Genomic DNA, 17,394 nt, shown 5'->3' on the forward strand with positions numbered 1-17,394 from the left:
CAGAAGCTACCGGTATTAGCGTAATGGGTTTTGAGCTGCGATTCTTCAACCGAAATTCAACACCAATGCGCTATTCTTCTTATTTCCTCTTACTGATTATTGGTATTCTTTTTCAAATGACCGGATGCGGGCAGGAGAAAAATTTCGTTAGAATATCAATAACCTATCCAAAAGCGGCTGGTGATACCGTCATAGTTGGAAGAACCAATATGATAAGCCTGGCCGGTATCGAGCTTGGAAAGACCCGATTGGATAGTGCCGGGAAAGGTACGATTGAAGTAGAGGTGGATGAGCCACTTTTTGCATATGTCTATGGTAAACACATGGCAGTGGGCCTTTTGATCGGACCTGGCGACGAGGTTCAGATCCTGCCGTCTTCGAAAGGCGCGAAGCTGGCGATGCGGTTTGAAGGCGACGGGGCAATTGTCAATCAAATTTATAATGAATCAACGCAGCTCGGAAACGATTTTAATAAATGGAACGGTACTTACGCTTTCCGGCTCGGTTCAGAAGAATTCTTAGAAGCAAAAGACTCGCTGCAAAGAAGTTACGATCAATTATTGGCTAAGCTAAAATCGAATAAGCAAGTGTCTGCGGAAAGGGTAGACATGCTGACCCGGCAAACAGCTATGCATGTTATTTTCTACCAATATAATTTCGTTGCGGGAAAAGACTCGTCGGAAATCCTACCGTCGGTCTGGAAAGTTGTTCAGAAATTTCCGGTTGATACAATCGCATTAAAAACAGGTATATACGACTATGCTTTGATAGCCTCAAATTTTTATAGAGAGGAAATCAGCAATGCTATTTATGAAGAGAACGAAAAAGTAAATGAGGATACTTTGGAGTCTATTTTTCCATTTTTAGTGGAAAAGAAAATAAAAGCCAGCCGATATCCGAAACCAATTGAAGATTTTCTACGCGTGAAAAGTGCCAGCATTCAAATCGGATTGAATGGCCTCACACCCAGTCTGCATGAGCTGGCGAAGAAGTTGGAACAAGAAATTCCATTTAACGATTTTAAGAGCGTGATACGGGAAGATGTGGCCCGGTGGGAAAAAATCGGTCCGGGAAAGCCAGCGCCCGATTTCGCAGGCATTACCCCAGACGGCAAGAAATTGGCACTGTCCGATTTGCGGGGGAAAGTTGTGTATGTCGATATCTGGGCAACCTGGTGCGGCCCATGTGTCGGAGAGTTTCCCGATTCCAGAAAGGTGCAGGCTGAATTCAGGGGCAATGATAAGATCGCATTTCTGTTTGTGTCTACCGATCGGGATACTTTGGCCTGGAAGAAAATGGTGGCTGCCGGCAAAGTACCGCCGGGGTATCATATGCTTAATGGCTCGGACAAGCCAGAGTCGGTCTGGGATTTATATCACGTATGGGGTATCCCGCGTTATTTGTTGATCGACGCGCAAGGGCGGATTGTGACGACGCATGCCGTACGGCCATCATCCGGAAACGTCCCGGCGGAATTGCGTAAACTACTGGCTAACAATCCCGTTGCTTCGAGATAATTCTTCCTGCCTAGCAAGCCGTCGCCAACCCGAACTCCGCCAGCGCCCGTGGAAAATTCCGCCCTTCATGACCTGAACGGCTGAGTTTAACCAATGCAAACCGTTCGAGGACATCGAGTTGCACCCATTGGCTGGTGGAAATGACCGGGCAGTTCCATTCCTGCACCTTCTCGCGTACCTCCGCAGGCACGTGCGTATGTACCCATGCGGGATCGAGGTTTTTGAGCAGGCTGGGCACGGTGCTGGTGTATTTCCAGACCAACCCGTTCACCAATGCGGCATATGCGTCGATTTCCTCCGTCGAATGACAGGGAAGTTCGGCAAGCTGGTCTTTTTCCTGGTAATTGAATTTGGCCCAGTCGGAAAGTTGCAGCTTCACGCAGCAGGTATCGAGCTTATAGCGTACGATCATCGGAATGCAGCGCAGGCTATCGACAAAATCGCTTTCGAATGCAAAGAAACGGGTTTCGACGGCTGGTACGGATGTCATGATCAGGCAGGTTCGAGGTTTGACGATCGGGTTAATTCAACAGGCAGGAAAATAGCTTTGCCACTATCGCAGGTGGGGCAGCAATAGTCGGCCGGAAGGTCATCGAAGGCGGTCCCGGGAGGGATATCACCGAGAATGTCGCCAAACTCGGGATCATAAATGGTCAGGCAATCAGAGCATTGGTGCACCATCTTCACCGTTTTGACAGCCATCTTGGCTTCGTCCGGCTCGGACAGCATAGTTTTCAGAGTATCCCTTGATCGCTGATTGTTAAACCGCCTGCAAAGACGTTCCAGCTGGGCAGGCAAATGTATTTTGAACAAACCCTTTTCAAACAGCACTTGCGTGCGGCTGTTGGGGTTGAAATTTTCGGTATAATAAAGGTCGTAAACACTGAATAGCGGCAATTGCCCGATCCGCAGTAAGGGTCTTTTCCGGATAAGTACCGAGCCGAAAACTTCGGATTTCGGGCGGGTCTGTATACCAAAGCAAAGTCCGAAAGTACGGGTGTCGTTTTTGGAAAAATACCGGATCAGTTCGTTTTTAAGCGCGGCGCCATCGCCGTTGTGATCCTCGGTTTGCCAGGCGAGCTCATTCGCCGCATGGCGGACATTGATATTGTGTTTTCCAAGAATGTTGCTCCAGGCCTCGCGGTGCTGGTCTTCTATTCCTTTAATAACCAGCGATTTCCATGGTGTGGCGCAAATCTCGCCGACCCGCGTTTTGAGGCACAATGCACATACGTCGAGCAGTAATTCGATCGGAAACTCTTCGTCGCGCCGGTAAAGTCCAAGCCAGGTGCGCGATTCGTATCGGTTGAATCCTTCGTAATAGGGCAGGGAGAAAGAAGGTAATTCCAGCTCCTGTTGCGATGATTGAAAGACGTAGCGGATACGTTCGTTCACAGCGGCTTTCAAGGCACCTTCCTCATTAAGACCTTCTTCCAGCATGCATTCTTCCACCACCTTCGACAGCCGCCCGATCTCATTGGTGTAAATTAGCCCGTCCCATTTGAAAACCGTATTGGTTTGCTTCAAACGCACATATAAGTACCAGAAATGCGGCTCGGGCGATGAAATGAAATTGAGGTTACCCGTAAAAAAAGGGGTGAAACTCTGGTTTGAATCGGAAATGTTGATTTTCAGGCCCGGCCGGAAGCCAGCTTCGGCATCAAAACTATCGAGTACCGAATGGTATTCACTCGCATTGAGCCATTGCCCGGTCCGGAAAACCTCTTCGCCGCAGTAAGAACTCACGATATTGGGCCGACGGTCGGTGTTGACCTCGTAAAAAATGCCCAGCTTTTTAAAATCACGCTCCAAAAACCGCATATCCTCGTAATGCGCGGTCATCATCAGCTGCTGCCTCGATCCGAACCGTACCTTACGGACATTCGCATCCCACGCCGCCGAAAGAATGTCTTTCAGGTGCCCCGGCGAGGCAATCCCGCCCGGCAGGTTGATTTTGATGTGGTAATAGTCGCGCATCGTTTTACGGTTTTGTAGTCAGGTGTTGTCAGGAGTTGTCAAGTATGGTCAGTGGTGGTCATGGTTTGTCAAGTGTGTGGTCAGGAATTGTCAGGATTATTAAAACTACAAATGACTTAATGACTATTCCTGACAACACCTGACCATTTACTACATCGTTACCAAACTGCTTTCAAGTGCCTTTTCAAGTATCGACCTTACCTCTGGCCGGCAAGAGCCGCAGCCGGTTCCGGCGCCGGTGGTTTGGCAGAGCTTCTGGAAATCGCCGCAACCGCCCGCGATTGCTTTTTCCAGGTTTCCCTGACCCACATTGTTGCAGGAGCATACGAGTTTGCCGATTACCGGCTCTGCTTGCTGGCTTGCGCGGAGGAGCTGCAAACGTTTTTCGGAAAGTTCCACGCCGTTGGCGATCAGATCGCGGAATTCGAGGAATTCGTTTTTATCGCCAATCAGGATCGCGCCTACAAGCTTGTCGCGGTGCACGATGCACTTTTTATAATAACGTTTTGACTTATCGATGAATACGATCTGTTCGTAAGCCAGGTCGTTGGCCGGGACATCGGTGATGCCGATACTGCTAAGCTGTAAACCCTCCATTTTCAGGATGTTCATCGACGTGCTGCCTTTGTAGGGTTGCGAAATGTCGCCCGCGAGGTAATTCGCGATCACCTCCGCCTGTTGCTCCGCGGCCAGGGTGATGCCCCACATTTGCCCGTTCCATTCGGCGATTTCTCCGGCGGAATAGATCTCCGGGTCGGAGGTTTGCATATAATCATTCACCACGACGCCGCGCTTGCAGTCGAGGCCGGCGCTTTGGGCCAGTTCAATGGTCGGAACGGTACCGATCGCCAGCACAACCACCTGGCAATCAATCTTCCGTCCCGATCTTAGCCTGATCCCTTCCACGGTATCCGAACCCGAGAAGGTGGCCACTTCATCATTGAAATAACATTCTATTCCCCGGTCGAGCAGCTCCTGGTAGAGCAGTTCGCTGGCGAGTGGGTCGAGTTGGCGTTCCATAAACCGGCCGCTGCGTTGGATGACGGTCACTTTCACATCCATTTCGCGGAACGAAGCTGCGAGTTCAAGACCCAGGATTCCACCGCCGACGATCACCGCATGCGGGTCCGGCTGTTTCAGGAATGGCAGCAGTGAATCCGCGTCGAGCCGTGAGCGCATATTGAATATCCCGGGCAGGTTAGGGACGCCTTTCGGCATGAATGCCTTGCTGCCCATACCCAGGATCAGCTTGTCATAATGATGCTCGGTTCCGTTACTATCGATCACGGTTTTGTGCTTGCGGTCGATATACACGATACTTACGCCCTTATGCACTGTAATGCAGTTTTCGGCGAACTGGTCTTCCCGCAATTTTACAAGCTGCTCCCAGGTTTGCGAGCCGCTGATGTAGTCGGGCAACATTACCCGGTTATAAAACGGATATATTTCTTTTGAAAAAACATGGATCTCATCATTCGCATTGAGCTGGCGGTAACTATTGATAAAGCCCAACCCGGCCGATCCGGCACCAATGATGATGATTTTTTCAACCGGTTTTTGATATAAACTGACTTGTACCGCCGAAAATTTGAAGTCAGGTTCCTTGGATTTGGGGTCAACCAGCGCATTGGTGAGGTTATTGGCCCTGACCAGGCTGCTGCCCAATATTTTGCCCCAATGCATCGGCAGGAAGCAAAGTCCTTTCCTTACGTCCTCAGTGATCTGCGCCTTCACGCGCACCTCCCCGCGACGGCCATTTACCGTCACCAGGCTGCCTTCGGCGATGCCCCGCGCGCGCGCGTCCTCGGGGTGGATTTGCAGGAAAGGCTGGGGAATATGTTTGTTTAATTTCGCAACGCGCCCGGTTTTGGTCATCGTGTGCCACTGGTCACGGATCCTTCCGCTCGTTAACACGAGCGGGAATTGATCGTCGATGGGTTCGGAATGGTTCTCGTCCGGTACGGCGTGAATTTTTGCTCTTTTGTTTGCCGTATAGAATTGGTGGTCGGTGAAGAGGCGTTTGGTACCCGGGTGGCGGACATCCGCCGATCGCTCCGCGTCCATTCCTGACAGCGGCCATTGAACGCTGCGTTTTTCTTTCAATAGCTTGTGACTGACACCGGTAACGTCGATCGTCGTTCCCGCAGTAACCTTTACATATTCGTCGTAAACCTCCGAGGTGGTTTTGTAATTAAATGATTTTTCAAAGCCCATCTTCTGTGCAAAGCGCCAGAGGATCTCGGAATCGGGTAATGCCTCTCCAGGGGCGTCGACCACTTTGGGGAGGTAGGTAATGCGGCGTTCGGCGTTGGTCATGCTGCCGTCCTTTTCGAGCCAGGCTGCCGCCGGCAGTACCACATCGGCAAAATGCACGGTATCGGCGCGGTTGGAGACATCCTGAACGACGACAAAGCGCGACTTTTTCAAAGCACTTTCCACCGCGTTCATGTCCGGCATACTTACCAACGGGTTGGTATTGATGATCCAGATTGCTTTCAAACGGTCGTCGGCCAGCGCTTCGAACATTTCCGTAGCAGTAAGTCCGGGCTTGTCGGCAATGCGGACGGGCGTGTTCCAGAATTGCTCCATTTCGTGGCGGTGTTCGGCATTCACTACCTCACGATGGCCCGGAAGGATATTGGCAAGGCCACCCGTTTCCCGACCGCCCATGGCATTCGGCTGGCCGGTGAGCGAGAATGGGCCGTTGCCAGGTCTCCCTATTTTACCGGTAATTAAATGCAGGTTGATGAGCGAAAGGTTTTTGTTTACACCGATTACCGATTGGTTCAAACCCATGGTCCAAAAGGAAAGAAAACCTTTTGAACGGCCGATCCATTCGGCTGCCAAGGCAATGTTGGCGGAAGGGATACCGCAAATATCGGCCGCTTCCGCCAAGGTGCGCTGCATTACTTGTAGCCGGAATAAATCAAAACCATCGGTGTGGTCTGCAATAAACCGCTCATCGAGATAATCGTTTTCGATCAGCAAACGGCCGATCGCATTGTTGAGGACGATGTCGGTGCCGGGGCGGATCTGCAAATGCAGGTCGGCCGAGCGGGCGGTGTCGGTCACGCGCGGGTCTACGCAGATAATTTTCGTATCCGGGTTTGCCGTTTTGTGCGCTTCCACACGCCGCCAGATAATGGGATGGCACCAGGCGGGGTTAGCGCCGGTTACGTACATGACATCGGCCGCCTCGATGTCGTCGTAGCAAACGGGAACGCTATCCTCGCCCAGTGACAACTTGTAACCCACCACCGCCGAGCTCATGCACAGGCGGGAGTTGGTGTCGATATTGTTGGACCCGATGAAACCTTTGATCAGCTTGTTTACAAGGTAGTACTCTTCCGTGAGGCATTGGCCGGAAACATAGAATGCTACCGAATCGGGTCCAAATTTTTTGATCAATGCTTTAAAAACCGCTGCCGTCCGTTCCAAAGCCTCGTCCCAGGTTGCACGCTGCAGGGGCATGGAACGGTTGAGGCGCACCTGCGGATAGAGGAGCCTGTCCGACTGGTCCATTACCGTGTAGTGCAGGTTCATACCCTTCGAGCACAGCATTCCCTTGCTCGAAGGGTGGTCTTTATCCCCTTCGAGACTCAACTGGCCATTACTTTCTTTCGTCACTACGACCCCGCAGCCTACGCCGCAGTAACAGCAGGTCGATTTGTAGGAATTTGGGGTTGGTTTCATTTTAATGAGTGAATGACTGAATGATTGAATGATCCGCCGTGGAACGGGGAATGAGTGAATGAGTGAATGATCCGCCGTGGAACAGGGAATGATTAATGACGACTGACCGGGTCGCCGACGCTATGACTGAATGAATCAACTGAAAGTTCTTTGACTGGCCCGGAGGGCCATCGTGTTTGTAGCCAATTCACATAATTGTCGTTTGGCTCCATCGGAGCCTCCTGTATGGCAATGTTCCGGTTGCTATAAACAGGTCGCCGCTCGCTGGCCTTTACTTTATGCTTTGACCTCGGCTGGTTCCAATTGGCCTGTTTCGGCGGTAATGCTTTGTGTTTTTTCAAAATTGATCAATGCCACGATCGCTGCGATGCAGGCGATGGCGACGCCGATGTACATGAATGCTTGTGAATAGGAAATCTCGCTTGATTTGAAGAGGAAACCCGCGAGTACCGCGCCTACATTACCACCTGCGCCTACGATACCACTTACGGAACCGATCGCTTTTTGATTAATGAAAGGCACGATCGCATAAGTAGCGCCATTAGCCATTTTGAGGAACATTGCGAAGCAAAGCATGGTAATTACCGCACCTATAATGCTGCCGCTTTGCGCAAACAATGCAATGCCGATTCCTTCCAGGACGAGCAGTAAAGCAAGCAGGCGTCCTTTGCCCAGCATTCCCCATTTGTTACCTACTTTATCCGCCACGATTCCTCCCACAGCGCGGGCGAAAATGTTCATAAAACCGAACGTACCAGCCAGAATACCTGCTGTTGCCAGTGAAGTATCAAAGTTTTCAAAGAAATACAACGCAGCTACATTGTCGAAAGTGATCTCAATTCCAAAACATGCGCCGTAGGCCAGGAACAATGCCCAAGTGCGTGGGTCACGCATGGCTATGCCAAGCGTACCTTTCGCTTTTGCGGCTTTTGGGTTGGCAACGGCCAGGTCTTCGAAGTTACCGGCCGGAGTGTCTTTGGTGAAGAAATAATAGACGAATGCAAAGATCAGCAAGGCAGCGCCGGGAATGACCATCGCAATTCTCCATGCCGACTCCGGCAGGTAGCCTGCGCCTACAAATGCTGCGAAAATCAAGGGCATAACCATGTTGGTGATACCGCCGCCGAGGTTACCCCAGCCGCCGGCTACCGCATTGGCCGTTCCGACGATCTTTTTGTCGAACATCACCGAGGTGTGGTACTGTGTGACAACGAATGACGCGCCGATCACACCGATAGCGAGGCGGAACAACAGAAATCCTTCGTAGGAATCGACCAGGCCGACCGTCATGACCGGAATGGAGCCGAGACCCAGCAATGCCGTGTACGTTTTGCGCGGTCCCCAGGTGTCGCAAAGTTTTCCGATCGCGATCCGGGCAATCACCGTAGCCGCTACCGAAGCAATGATAATGTTACCGATCTGCGGTTTGGTCAATCCCAGGTCGGTTTTAATGACCGTCATCAGCGGGGCCAGTCCGAACCATCCGAAAAAACAAAGGAAGAACGCCATCCAGGTCAGATGGAAGGTACGCATTTGTACGCCCTTGAAACTAAAAATGTTGAGTTTTTCAAGCGGCTTATTGGTCGTTTCCATAGTAATAGAGTTTGAAATTGATGGTTATGACAGACTTATTTCAGGAATTCAGGTTTGATATTGATCATCAGGTAAGCCCAGTTGGACATTTTCTGCGGGTTTTTCACACCCTTCACCTGCGCGAGGCTGTTGGTTGAAAAGAATGTGCAGTAGCCGCCCTGGAAGCTGATGGTCTTCGTCAGGTTGTAATTGGCGATGATATCGAGTTCTTCGCCGAAGCTGGACGAAAGTTTCCGGTTATCAGCCACACGTACCTGCGCCGCGCTGGCGAAATGGTGGAGATCGGTATTGATGGAAAACTTTTCGGAAGCCTTAATGGTCGTATTGATATAGAGATCCGAGAGTCCGCCCTTGCCGAAGCCGTTGGCTGCGTAGAAGTAATCCATTTGTCCCCAGAACTTGTGCGGCGTGCCGTAAAGCGGGTCAAATGTGTGGTTCTTGGCCGAGCCGGTAGCTGTGCCGGAGGTGTAGTCAAAGCCGGGACCAATGGAAAATGCACGGCTCATCGCATACAACCCCCGGACAGAATACATATATGCGCTCAGCTTCGCACCATCCTTGTCTTTGCCGGTTTGATAAAAAGCATTGGCGGTCAGCGTCCAGTTCTTGCCGATTTTGGTTTGCAGGTATGGGCCGATGGTAACGCGGCTCCGTACACCGTTGGTCAGCTTTTTAACGCCCGCCGTATCCAATGTATATTTCTGAAAATCGTCCTTTACAACGAGGAAAGAAGCATTTCCCTGTTTTAACTTTTTACCTAAATAGAGAAACTGCAGCGACTTGTACATAGTCCCGATCCCGTTTGTGCCAGCGGGGTAGCCTACCGGCACGCCGTCGTACAAAGTACCTGTTTTGAGCTCACGGTTTTGGTTATACGCAACACCCAAATGTGCCGTGAAGCCGTTGAAACCGTATTTGATCAAAGCCGCATCGTGGCGCCGCGCTTGTTGCAGCCAGTCGAGGTTGCCGAGTACTCGGCTGTCGTCGTAGAGGAATTCCTGCCGTCCGATTTTCAATGCAAACTCTTTGCCGAGTTTGGTCTGGTTTGTATCGAGCAGGCTGATCTCCCCCCAGGCTTCGTGCAGCATCAGTCCATTCATGGCCGAACTGGTAATGCGGTTGTTGGTCGAGGCGTCCTGCCCCCAAACACGCACATCCTGAACGGCGACGAAAAACTGTGTCCGGTAACCTTTGTAGCCCGCATTCAGCCGGGTGCGCTGGGAGGTGAAAAAGGCCGGCTTTTCGCCTTTGGAAAGCATCGTGCCCTGTCCGTCGAGCAACTCCGTCCGGGTCCGTAACTGGCCCGAAAGGCTGAACTGCGCCATGGTCTGCGTCGGGGCCAGCAAGCCGGTCCCGGTAATACCCAGCAAAAGGAGGTAAACAGCTTTTCTCATTGTAATTTATGTTTAGGTTGGAGTGAAAGCGGGTCAAAACGCCATCTGCATATTTTGCAGGTATTCCAATGCATAAGCGGGGCTGAGGGCTACTACTTCGCCCATCACCATAATCGCCGGTGTGCCGATCCCGTTCTCGCGTACGAGCCGGGGCATTTCCCAAACTTGCCCTACCACGCTCTTCTCATCCGGCCGGGTGCCGTTTTGGATCACCGCCATCGGCAAATGGCCGCGTCCGAAGTGTTTGTATAGTGCGCAAATCTCTTCCAGTTTATTCAAACCCATCAACACGATCACCGTTGCGCGTGACTGGGCGGCAAGCCGGAGGTCGTCCGAAAGCTCGCCATTCTGGGTCGTGCCTGTGATCACCCAAAAGCTCTCGCTCACGCCCCGGCGTGTTACCGGGATGTCGAGCGAAGCGGGAACTGCGATGCTGCTGGAAATGCCGGGTACCATTTCGCATGCGATGTCGTGGTCCTGTGCGTATTCAATCTCCTCATGCCCCCGGCCGAACACGAACGGGTCGCCGCCTTTGAGCCTCACCACGTGACCGCGCTTACGGGCCAGGCGGACGATCAGCCCATTGATCTCGTCCTGCGAGAAGGAAGGGTTCCCCACTTTCTTGCCTACATACATCTTCAACGCGTGGGCCGGTGCAAAATCCAGGAAAGCAGCGTTGGCGAGCTCGTCGTACAGTACCACATCCGCGGTTTGCAATGCGCGCATTCCTTTCAGTGTGATCAGTTCGCTGTCGCCAGGGCCGGCTCCTACCAGTGTCAGTTTCGCTTCCATCTCTTATATATAATAGAGTGAATATTAGAAATGTACTATATATAGTGTTTTGTAACTATATCAATTATTGGTTCAAATTTACTATTCAAATTTTATAAAACAATCATTTTGCCAAAATTTATGTTTGTTTTTGATCATATTTACGAATATAAAATTAGGATTTACTGAAAACACGATTTACTTTTGACTTATCGAAAAAGTGACAATACACACATAATATTAAAATAGTACAACAAAATAATTATGTTTTCACAAATCAATAGTTATTAATTACTATGAAAACTATTTCAAACACCCGGATCGTCGTAGTTGGCAATGGTATGGTGGGCTACAAATTCTGTGAAAAGCTCCTCTCAAGAAAAAAAGACGGACAGGATTTTGCCATCACCGTATTTGGGGAAGAGCCTCGTGCGGCCTATGACAGAGTACATTTGAGCGAGTTTTTTGCAGGCAAGACGGCAGATGACCTTTCAATGGCCGGTGTCGACTGGTATGTTGAGAATGGAATACGGCTGTTTTTGTCCGATCCGGTGGTGGATATAGACAGGGAAGAGAAACTGGTGCGTTCACACCATGGACATATAGTATATTATGACTACCTCGTAATGGCAACCGGCTCCGGAGCGTTCGTTCCTTCGATCCCGGGTGTTGAAAAGGACGGGGTGTTTGTGTACCGCACGATCGAGGATCTGGAACTGATCCAGTCGTATGCTAAAAAAGCGAGAAAAGGTGCAGTGCTGGGCGGAGGTTTGCTGGGACTGGAAGCAGCAAAGGCATTGCTCGACCTGGGACTGGAAGAAGCGCACGTAGTTGAATTCGCCCCTCGGCTCATGCCAAGGCAAATCGACGATGCTGGTTCGCGTATGCTGCAAAGCCAGCTCGAATCGCTTGGTTTGCAGATACACCTTTCAAAAAGTACCCAGGAGATCAAAGGCGAAGACCGCATAGAAGGAATGCAGTTTGCCGATAACAGCTTCCTGGATGTGGATATGCTCGTGATTTCGGCGGGTATCCGTCCGCGCGACGAGGTGGCCAAAATCGCGGGCCTCGAAACGCACCCACGCGGCGGTATCGTCGTAAATAACCAATTGCAAACCTCCGACCCGTCGATTTTCGCGATCGGGGAATGCGCATTGGCCCATCATATGATCTACGGCCTCATCGCGCCGGGTTATGAAATGGCCGACGTCGTTGCTGCCATGCTGACAGGCGGAGAAAAGGAGTTTCTTCCCTACGACATGTCGACCAAATTGAAGCTGATCGGTACCGACGTAGCCAGCTTTGGCGACCCGTTCGTGGAAGAACCTGCCTGCAAAACGATCCGCTACGAAAACAAGGCAAAAGGGGTTTACAAGCGAATTAATGTCAGCCAGGACGGCAAAACCCTGCTGGGCGGAATTCTGGTAGGGGAAGCCGAGCAATACAATATGCTGCTGCAAACCTGCAAGAGCAAAACCATTCTGCCGCCCGACTCGGAAGACCTCATCCTGGGCTCCCGCGGGGGCGAAGAAGCGGGCGCGGGCGTGATGAGCCTGCCCGACGACGCGCTCATATGCTCGTGCGAGGCCGTTACCAAAGGCATGATTTGCCATGAAGTGGGTGAAAACGGCCATCATACCGTAGACGCATTGAAAAAATGCTGCAAAGCCGGTACGGGCTGTGGTGGCTGTATCCCGATGGTGAAAGACCTGATCGCGGGTGTGATGAAGGAAAAAGGCGTTTATGTCCGCAATGTGATCTGCGAGCATTTCGATTATTCACGTCAGGAACTGCTGGATCTCGTGAAAATGAATGGGTTGAAAACCTACGGCGCGGTACTCGATCACCATGGCAAGGGAGATGGTTGCGAAGTCTGCAAACCGCTCGTAGCCTCGGTGCTGGCCAGTCTTTGGAATGAAAATATCCTCGAAAAAGACCGTGCGGTAGTGCAGGATTCGAACGACCGCTACCTGGCCAATATTCAGAAGGGCGGTACCTATTCGGTCGTTCCGCGGATTCCGGGCGGTGAAATTACGCCTGAGAAACTGATCGTGATCGGACAGGTGGCGCAGAAATATGGTTTGTATACCAAAATCACCGGCGGTCAGCGCATCGACTTGTTCGGCGCTCACCTGGGCGACTTGCCGGATATATGGGAAGAATTGATCGACGCAGGCTTTGAAAGCGGCCATGCCTACGGGAAATCGTTGAGAACGGTGAAAAGCTGCGTAGGTTCTACATGGTGCCGTTTCGGGGTGCAGGATTCGGTGACTTTTGCGATTGAAGTCGAGGACCGCTACAAAGGGCTGCGCTCGCCGCATAAACTGAAATCGGCCGTATCGGGCTGCGTGCGCGAATGCGCGGAGGCGCAAAGCAAAGACTTTGGGATTATCGCTACCGACAAGGGCTGGAACCTGTTTGTATGCGGCAATGGCGGCGCGAAACCGCAGCACGCGCAACTGCTGGCCAGTGATGTGGACAAGGAAACTTGTCTTCGTCTCATCGACCGCTTCCTGATGTTTTATATTAAGACAGCGGATCCTTTGACGCGTACCGCTACCTGGCTTAACAAAATGGAAGGTGGTATGAACTACCTGAAAGCCGTGGTCGTGGACGACGTGTTGGGTATTGCGGAGGAGCTAGAACGCGATATGCAAAACCTGATCGACGTATACAAATGCGAATGGCGCGAAGTGGTGGAAAATCCTGAGCTCCGCAAACGCTTCACACATTTCGTGAATACGCCTATCAAGGACCCGACCATCACATTTGCAGAAATGCGCGAGCAGAAGCGGGCAACCGAGTGGGCATGATGCTGTATTGCGCTTCAGTACCGCCCCGTCCCAGGGTTGAAACCCTGGGTTATATCAATACTATCTCTTAACCCAAGGCTTCAGCCCTGGGTGGCACAACGATCAACCTTACAGACAGATGGAAACGATCACCGACACAATGAACCAAGTAACCTGGCACATGGCATGCTATGTCGACGATATCCCCGAAGACGGCGGGGGCTGCGCATTTATCAGTGGCAGGCAAATTGCCATTTATAACTTTGCAAGAAGAGGGGAGTGGTATGCGACCGACAACCAGTGCCCGCACCGCCAGCAAATGGCACTTTCCCGTGGAATGATCGGCAGCCACGCAGAAGAACCGAAAGTAGCTTGTCCTTTTCATAAAAAAACCTTTTCATTGCAAACCGGACAGTGCCTGAACGACGACGAGTACCGGATCAATACCTTCCCGGTGATGGTCAAAGAGAACCGCGTCTACGTCGGCCTGTAAACAGACCGATCACTAACCCAGGGTTTTAACCCTGGGCTGTACCAAATGGAAAGACTCGACAAACGTGTAGCAGGTAGCCTCACGCGATTTTATGTAGTGGCATTGTGTGTGGTGGCTTTGCTTACCGTGAGCGGTTTGTTTCTCATCAGGCGCACGATCAGAAACCTCAATCATGACAGCCGTGTCGTGAATGTAGCTGGTCGCCAGCGAATGCTTAGCCAGCGGCTTACCAAGCTTGCCATATTGAAGATCAACGGCATTGCCCATAGCGATTCCGTGCATTTCGGCTCGTTGCTCACGTTGTGGAAAGACAGCCACGAAGATCTCGTATCGAGAAAGCTACCCGTCGAAAGGGGTTATGTTACCTGGAAAAGCCAGCCGCTGGACACCATGTTCCGCGAGCTGGCTCCCGTTTTTGACCGTATTTATCAAAATCTGGTCATCATCGGCGGCGATAGTTCCGACCTGGCCGCCAAACAGCGGGCGTTGGCGCAGGTTCTCGCCAGTGAGCCGCAATTTCTGGTTCAGATGGACCGCATTGTGTTTCAGTTCGACAAAGAGAGTTTCGAAAGGCTCCAGAACCTGGAACGCATTGAGTGGATACTTGATTTAATGACAATCCTCGTGCTCGTTGCGGAAGGCCTGCTGATTTTCAGGCCCGTCGTAAACACTACGCGCCGCGTCGTGCGGATGCTTACGGAGTCGGAGGATGCATTACAGCTCTCTAACCAGAAATTAAAGGAGGCAAATAATCAGCTTGTTGAAACGCAAAAGGAACTGCTGCGCCTGGAAGAAGAAAAATACGAGTTACAGCTGGCCGAGGATCGTGTCAGGGCGGGTGCGTTGATCGAGGGGCAGGAGGAAGAACGAAAACGTTTTGCACTGGAATTGCATGATGGAATCGGCCAGATGCTTACCGGCCTCAAATTGCACGCGGAGAAATTGAAGGCTGTTCAGTTTCACGACGAGAAACATCAGAAGCGCTTCGAGCAGCTGGTCGTGCTTATTCAGGATATCATTCACACAACCAGACAGGTATCATTCAACCTGATGCCCTCGGTGCTCAGCGATTTCGGGCTGGCATCGGCATTAAAACTGCTTTGCCAGCAGGCCGCTGACTTGTCGGGGATCAAAGTTTTGTTCGAAGGCGAAACGGGCGAACGGATCCCAATGTCCGGCCCGATAGAGATTGGCCTGTACCGCATTGCGCAGGAGGCGTTGAACAATGCCGTGAAACATGCGAATGCGGATCAGATCAAGATAAAATTGGAACAAAATAAGAATCGCATCGTTTTGGAAATTGCGGATGACGGAAAAGGATTTTTAATTAGTAATTTAAAGTCAGAAGGCCAGTTCCTCACCCGTAACGGGATGGAGAATATCCGTACGCGCACCCAGCTTCTGAATGGAGAAATTGAGATTATTTCGAAAGTGGATAGTGGTACGAAACTGGTCGTTCGGGTTGATTTATAATGACTTGTTACTGATTAGCTGACCACGTATGCCTATTCGGATTTTAGTTGTAGATGATCATTCGGTGGTGAGGCAGGGCATTATTACCCTGCTGGAAGATGAGGAAGACCTGGTCATCGCGGGCGAAGCCTCGGACGGTGATGAGGTGTGGGATATGGTCGAGAAAGTGAAGCCGGACGTAATCCTGCTCGATCTGACAATGCCCCGTATGTCGGGCCTGGAAGTGATCAAACAGATCGTACCGGTATTTCCGTCTGCGAAAATCCTCGTATTCAGCATGCATAACAACACCGATTACATGCTTTCGTCGGCATTGAACGGTGCATCCGGCTACCTGGAAAAGGATACCGGCCGCGATGAAATGCTCAAAGCGATCCGCGCGATTGCCAAGGGAGAACTTTATTTCCCGCCCTATGCGTCGTCGGTGATCATCAAAAACCTCCTCAAACAGCTCTCCCGCTCGTTCGATCCCCGACCCGTGCAGGAAGAAATCCAGGAAAAATCGATCTGGAAAATTATTACCCCACGCGAACAGCAGATACTCAGATGTCTCACCGAGGGCATGAGCAGCAAGGACATTGCCGAAAAGTTCGATATCAGCTCCAATACGGTCGCTAATCAGCGCGCCAGTATCATGAAAAAAGCCAATGTGAAAAACACCGCAGAGCTGATCAGCCTGGCGATGAAGTAACCTATGGCGTGATTTTTATGCGATCCAATCCCGATTACCGGTTTCAAAAACGAGCCGTCAACAAATCTGGGAAACAATGGATAGGATATGGGCATTGATATTGAGCTTCATGCTGCTGGGCACAGCGGCAAATGCTCAGGTTAAATCCGCTGCCAAAGGGGCTTCATCAAAGAAAAAAATTGTCTTCATCGCGGGTCCCGACAGTCATGGCAAGGGCGAACACGAGCATAACGGTGGCTGTACATTATTGGCCAAGGCCCTGAACGACAGCCTGCCCGGTGCCGAGGCCGTGGTGGTACGTAATGGCTGGCCACAGGACGAATCCGTGCTGGATAATGCAGCCGCTGTCGTTTTCTTTCTCGATGGCGGCGGTAGTGACCATTTGGAATTGGTGCATGCCGCCAAAATGGAACAACTTATTGCTAAAGGCACCGGTATTGTCAATCTGCATTTTTCCCTCGAAGTCGATGCGAAGGCTGGCGGCGAGCGTTTTTTAAAGTGGATAGGAGGGTATTTTGAGATTAACTGGTCGGTAAACCCCGTTTGGGAAGCCAGCTTTGCCAGGTTCCCGGATCACCCCGTCGCGCGCGGCGTCAAACCTTTCAGTATCCTCGATGAGTGGTATTATCACATGCGGTTCCCGGCGGAGATGAAAGGCATAACACCCATTTTGCAGGCACTACCGCCAGAATCAACCCTGAAACAACCCGACGGCACGCACTCTAATAACCCGGCCGTTCGCGAGTCGGTGATCACGAGAAAGGAAATGCAAACACTGGCCTGGGCCTTCGAGCGACCCGACGGGGGGCGTGGGTTTGGCTTTACGGGCGGACACATGCATAAGAACTGGCAAAACGATAATTTCCGCAAGCTCGTGCTCAATGCCATCGCCTGGGCGGCCAAAATCGATATCCCTGCCGAAGGTGTCCCTTCCGCGACCCCTACTGAAAATGAGTTGAATGCCCTTACTAAGCGGGTAAATTAGGCTCCCGGGATTAAA

General features: G+C 51.4%; 12 protein-coding genes. 6 read left to right on the top strand and 6 right to left on the bottom strand.

Annotated elements, in window-relative coordinates; all coding sequences use genetic code 11:
* The first annotated feature begins 65 nt into the window (after positions 1–65).
* Positions 66–1,517, top strand: coding sequence for a TlpA family protein disulfide reductase (locus AAHB90_RS05095; protein WP_342083834.1), 1,452 nt, complete (start codon positions 66–68; stop codon positions 1,515–1,517).
* 10 nt (positions 1,518–1,527) lie between these two features.
* Here AAHB90_RS05095 and AAHB90_RS05100 read toward each other — a convergent pair whose 3' ends face one another.
* The 6 genes from AAHB90_RS05100 to cobA form a co-directional block, all read right to left on the bottom strand.
* On the bottom strand, positions 1,528–2,007 hold the full coding sequence (locus AAHB90_RS05100; RefSeq protein WP_342083835.1) for a nitrate reductase associated protein: 480 nt from the start codon (positions 2,005–2,007) through the stop codon (positions 1,528–1,530).
* 2 nt (positions 2,008–2,009) lie between these two features.
* Complete coding sequence (locus tag AAHB90_RS05105) at positions 2,010–3,494, bottom strand: rubredoxin (protein WP_342083836.1); 1,485 nt, start codon at positions 3,492–3,494, stop codon at positions 2,010–2,012.
* Between the two features lie 150 nt (positions 3,495–3,644).
* Positions 3,645–7,187, bottom strand: coding sequence for a molybdopterin-dependent oxidoreductase (locus AAHB90_RS05110; RefSeq protein ID WP_342083837.1), 3,543 nt, complete (start codon positions 7,185–7,187; stop codon positions 3,645–3,647).
* Between the two features lie 276 nt (positions 7,188–7,463).
* The gene (locus tag AAHB90_RS05115) at positions 7,464–8,780 is read right to left on the bottom strand and encodes an MFS transporter (RefSeq protein ID WP_342083838.1); all 1,317 of its coding nucleotides are present in this window, start codon (positions 8,778–8,780) and stop codon (positions 7,464–7,466) included.
* 35 nt (positions 8,781–8,815) lie between these two features.
* Entirely contained in the window at positions 8,816–10,174 is a 1,359-nt protein-coding gene (locus AAHB90_RS05120; protein ID WP_342083839.1) for an alginate export family protein, read from the bottom strand.
* Between the two features lie 33 nt (positions 10,175–10,207).
* Positions 10,208–10,966: a uroporphyrinogen-III C-methyltransferase gene (gene cobA, locus AAHB90_RS05125; protein ID WP_342083840.1), complete on the bottom strand. Its 759-nt coding sequence runs from the start codon at positions 10,964–10,966 to the stop codon at positions 10,208–10,210.
* 275 nt (positions 10,967–11,241) lie between these two features.
* Between cobA and nirB the strand changes: the two genes are divergently transcribed.
* The 5 genes from nirB (at position 11,242) to AAHB90_RS05150 (ending at position 17,379) form a co-directional block, all read left to right on the top strand.
* Positions 11,242–13,758, top strand: coding sequence for a nitrite reductase large subunit NirB (nirB, locus tag AAHB90_RS05130; protein WP_342083841.1), 2,517 nt, complete (start codon positions 11,242–11,244; stop codon positions 13,756–13,758).
* Between the two features lie 118 nt (positions 13,759–13,876).
* Positions 13,877–14,230 (top strand): nitrite reductase small subunit NirD, encoded by a 354-nt coding sequence (gene nirD, locus AAHB90_RS05135; protein WP_342083842.1) that lies wholly within the window; start codon positions 13,877–13,879, stop codon positions 14,228–14,230.
* Positions 14,231–14,275: 45 nt separating this feature from the next.
* Positions 14,276–15,703: an ATP-binding protein gene (locus AAHB90_RS05140; protein ID WP_342083843.1), complete on the top strand. Its 1,428-nt coding sequence runs from the start codon at positions 14,276–14,278 to the stop codon at positions 15,701–15,703.
* 28 nt (positions 15,704–15,731) lie between these two features.
* Entirely contained in the window at positions 15,732–16,394 is a 663-nt protein-coding gene (locus tag AAHB90_RS05145; RefSeq protein WP_342083844.1) for a response regulator transcription factor, read from the top strand.
* 76 nt (positions 16,395–16,470) lie between these two features.
* Entirely contained in the window at positions 16,471–17,379 is a 909-nt protein-coding gene (locus tag AAHB90_RS05150; RefSeq protein WP_342083845.1) for a ThuA domain-containing protein, read from the top strand.
* The last annotated feature ends 15 nt before the right edge of the window (positions 17,380–17,394 follow it).

The sequence above is a fragment of the Dyadobacter sp. OTU695 genome (assembly GCF_038440355.1).
In the GTDB taxonomy this organism is placed as follows: domain Bacteria; phylum Bacteroidota; class Bacteroidia; order Cytophagales; family Spirosomataceae; genus Dyadobacter.

Bases quoted from the DNA above. Each gene is read 5' to 3' on its own strand.
- AAHB90_RS05095 (WP_342083834.1), top strand. From the start codon at position 66: ATGCGCTATTCTTCTTATTTCCTCTTACTGATTATTGGTATTCTTTTT.
- AAHB90_RS05100 (WP_342083835.1), bottom strand. From the start codon at position 2,007: ATGACATCCGTACCAGCCGTCGAAACCCGTTTCTTTGCATTCGAAAGC.
- AAHB90_RS05105 (WP_342083836.1), bottom strand. From the start codon at position 3,494: ATGCGCGACTATTACCACATCAAAATCAACCTGCCGGGCGGGATTGCC.
- AAHB90_RS05110 (WP_342083837.1), bottom strand. From the start codon at position 7,187: ATGAAACCAACCCCAAATTCCTACAAATCGACCTGCTGTTACTGCGGC.
- AAHB90_RS05115 (WP_342083838.1), bottom strand. From the start codon at position 8,780: ATGGAAACGACCAATAAGCCGCTTGAAAAACTCAACATTTTTAGTTTC.
- AAHB90_RS05120 (WP_342083839.1), bottom strand. From the start codon at position 10,174: ATGAGAAAAGCTGTTTACCTCCTTTTGCTGGGTATTACCGGGACCGGC.
- cobA (WP_342083840.1), bottom strand. From the start codon at position 10,966: ATGGAAGCGAAACTGACACTGGTAGGAGCCGGCCCTGGCGACAGCGAA.
- nirB (WP_342083841.1), top strand. From the start codon at position 11,242: ATGAAAACTATTTCAAACACCCGGATCGTCGTAGTTGGCAATGGTATG.
- nirD (WP_342083842.1), top strand. From the start codon at position 13,877: ATGGAAACGATCACCGACACAATGAACCAAGTAACCTGGCACATGGCA.
- AAHB90_RS05140 (WP_342083843.1), top strand. From the start codon at position 14,276: ATGGAAAGACTCGACAAACGTGTAGCAGGTAGCCTCACGCGATTTTAT.
- AAHB90_RS05145 (WP_342083844.1), top strand. From the start codon at position 15,732: ATGCCTATTCGGATTTTAGTTGTAGATGATCATTCGGTGGTGAGGCAG.
- AAHB90_RS05150 (WP_342083845.1), top strand. From the start codon at position 16,471: ATGGATAGGATATGGGCATTGATATTGAGCTTCATGCTGCTGGGCACA.